1 protein-coding gene is annotated in these 3,358 nt (G+C 40.5%); it reads left to right on the top strand.

The window, feature by feature from the left end; translation table 11 throughout:
* Window positions 1–261 precede the first annotated feature (261 nt).
* Window positions 262–3,105, top strand: a complete 2,844-nt coding sequence (gene uvrA / locus B3I52_RS04810; protein ID WP_293299313.1) for an excinuclease ABC subunit UvrA — start codon at window positions 262–264, stop codon at window positions 3,103–3,105.
* Window positions 3,106–3,358: the final 253 nt, after the last annotated feature.

The raw sequence follows: 3,358 nt of genomic DNA, 5'->3' as shown, positions 1-3,358 counted from the left end.
CAGATTTAGAAGCTGTTTAAATTTCAATAAGAATAAATACATAGGCGGGTGGTGACACTCGCCTACAGCCCATAGCTATAGTTTGGTGTCCTCACCAAACTTACCTGTAAAATATTTATATCATTTTTAAACAGTTTCTAAGTCCCTATCATATTTCTGTTAAAACATTCGTTTTAGTCTTTTTGGTTCTGTAAGTCAATAGCTTTTGTGCATTTATTTCGTTAATTTTGCAAGCTATTTTTAAAACGGAGCGAAAAATATATGGCGAAGAACCACGTAGATTTGGGCGAGCAAAAAGAGGTTGAGGTTTACGGTGCAAGGGTGCACAATCTAAAGAACATAGACGTTAGTTTTCCACGCAACAAAATGGTGGTGATAACGGGTTTGAGTGGTAGCGGTAAGTCTTCGCTAGCGTTTGATACTATTTATGCCGAGGGCCAACGCCGTTACATGGAAACTTTTAGCGCCTATTCCCGTCAGTTTATGGGCGGCATGGAACGTCCAGATGTAGATAAAGTATCGGGACTAAGTCCAGTAATTGCCATAGAGCAAAAAACCACCAGTAAAAATCCACGCTCAACGGTGGGTACCATTACCGAAATCTACGATTTTATGCGTTTGCTGTATGCCCGTGTGGGCGAAGCTTTTTCGTACAATACCGGCGAAAAGATGGAGCGCATGAGCGAAGACCAGATTTTGCAGAACATTTACAAGAAATTTGAAAATAAGCCTGTTAATATTTTAGCTCCAGTGGTAAAAGGCCGTAAAGGCCATTATCGCGAATTGTTTGAGCAGATTCGTAAGCAAGGTTATGTAAAAGTACGTGTAGATGGCGAAATCCAAGATTTGGTAGCCAAAATGCAAGTAGATCGTTATAAAATACACGATATTGAAATTGTAGTAGATCGCTTAGTGGTAGATCAAAAAGACCATAAACGTTTGTTAGATAGCATACAAACTGCCATGCGCTTGGGCAAAGGCATTATTAAAATTAGCGATAAAGAAAATAACGTAGCCCATTTCAGTAAGTTCTTGATGTGCCCAACTACGGGTATTTCTTACGATGAACCACAACCCAACAGCTTCTCGTTCAACTCGCCTTACGGTGCCTGCGAAACTTGCGACGGTTTGGGTTATATTTTTGTGGTAGATAAAAAATCTATCATGCCAAATATGAAGCTCAGTATTTTAAACGGTGGTTTGGCTCCACTGGGGGAGTATCGCGATATTTGGGTTTTCCAAGTGTTAAAGGCATTGGGTAAAAAGTATAATTTCTCTTTATCTACACCGTTAGAAAAACTTGGCGATGAAGCCATAGACTTGATTTTGAAAGGTGCGCCAGACCTGATTGCTGTAGAAGTAGCCTACAATAAATGGAACGTACAAAACTACCAGGTTACTTTTGATGGTATCATTAAATTATTAGAAGAACAGCAGGAAAAAAGAGGCGAAGGCGGTTCGGATGATATGGAAGCTTTCCGCAGGTTGGAAACTTGTCCTGATTGTCATGGAGCCCGGTTAAAAAAAGAGAGCTTGCATTTCAAGGTGGATGGCAAGAATATTTCTGAACTGGCTACCATGGATGTGGCCCACCTGCACCAATGGTTTGATGGGGTAGAAGATAGGTTGAATGATAGACAAAACACCATTGCGAAAGAGATACTGAAGGAAATTAGAGCTCGTATTGGTTTCTTGCTAGATGTGGGTTTAAACTACCTTACTTTAGACCGTACTTCGCGTACACTTTCAGGTGGCGAGGCACAGCGTATTCGTTTGGCAACACAAATTGGTTCGCAGTTAATGAATGTAATGTACATTTTAGATGAACCTAGTATTGGTTTGCACCAGCGTGACAACGAGCGTTTAATTACCGCTTTAAAAAACTTACGTGATTTAGGTAACACTGTTTTGGTGGTAGAGCACGATAAGGATATGATACTAGAAGCCGACCACGTCATTGATGTTGGTCCGGCTGCGGGGGTGCACGGTGGTCAAATTGTGGCGCAGGGCACTCCTGCACAAATTTTAAAATCGGGTACTTTAACTGCTTCTTATTTGAACGGTAAAAAAGGAATTGAAGTGCCTAAGAAACGTAGGGAAGGTAATGGCCATCATTTGGGTATTTTAAAAGCTACTGGTCATAACCTAAAAGAGGTGTCCGTAGATTTTCCTTTGGGTAAGTTTATTGCGGTTACTGGGGTTTCTGGTAGTGGTAAATCTAGTTTAATTACCGAGACTTTATATCCAATTTTAAATCATCACTTCTTTAGGGCGAAGAAAAAACCTTTGGCTTACGAGAAAGTAACTGGCTTAAAAGAAATTGATAAGGTAATTGAGATAGATCAAGCGCCAATTGGTCGTACACCACGCTCTAATCCATCAACTTATACGGGTGTTTTTTCTGATATCAGGAATTTGTTTGTGGCTTTGCCAGAGGCGAAAATTAGGGGCTATAAGCCTGGTCGTTTCTCTTTCAACGTAAAAGGTGGCAGATGTGAAACCTGTCAGGGAGCAGGCATGAAAGTTATCGAAATGAACTTTTTGCCTGATGTGCAAGTGCCTTGCGAAGAGTGCGGTGGCAGAAGATACAATCGTGAAACCTTAGAGGTGCGTTACAAAGGCAAGTCGATTAGCGATGTGTTAGACATGAGTATTGAAGATGCTTGTCATTTTTTTGAACACATGCCTTCAATTTATCGTAAAATAAAAACGTTAAACGATGTGGGTTTAGGTTATATCCGTTTAGGGCAAGCTTCTACTACCTTATCGGGGGGCGAGGCGCAGCGTGTAAAATTGGCTACCGAACTTTCTAAAAAAGATACCGGTAAAACTTTTTATATTTTAGACGAACCTACTACAGGGCTACATTTCGAAGACATTGCGGTGTTGTTAGGTGTTTTAAATTCGCTAGTAGATAAAGGCAATACCGTATTGGTTATCGAACATAATTTAGATGTGGTTAAAGTAGCCGACTGGGTAATTGATTTGGGTGAAGAAGGTGGTGCTGGTGGTGGTAGAATTATTTTCGAAGGTACGCCAGAGGGATTAATTGAAAACCCAATTAGTTTAACCGGCAAGTTTTTAAAGAAAGAAATGCGCCCATAACGGTGAAACATTTTTCGCCAGAAAAAAGAGAGGTAGCCATTTTGTAGGGCAAGCATCTTTCGTTTCTTCATTGGTCACCATCGTTAGTTGAAACTATGCACTTTCAGTGCAATACTTTCAGCAGCTGTTTAAATTTCAATAAGAATAAATACATAGGCGGGTGGGTGGGGAGCCCATAGCTATAGTGTGGTGTCACCACCAAACCCAAGCTGTAAAATATTAATATCATTTACCCGTAGTGCATTATCAATAA

It is taken from the genome of Pedobacter sp. UBA4863 (assembly GCF_002399615.1).
Taxonomy (GTDB): domain Bacteria; phylum Bacteroidota; class Bacteroidia; order Sphingobacteriales; family Sphingobacteriaceae; genus Pedobacter.
The sequence above is the reverse complement of the archived record's forward strand: the minus strand, read 5'-3'. Positions and strand labels throughout refer to the sequence as shown.

What these genes read in the sequence shown, in the direction of transcription:
- uvrA (WP_293299313.1), top strand. Translation starts at nt 262, where the DNA reads ATGGCGAAGAACCACGTAGATTTGGGCGAGCAAAAAGAGGTTGAGGTT.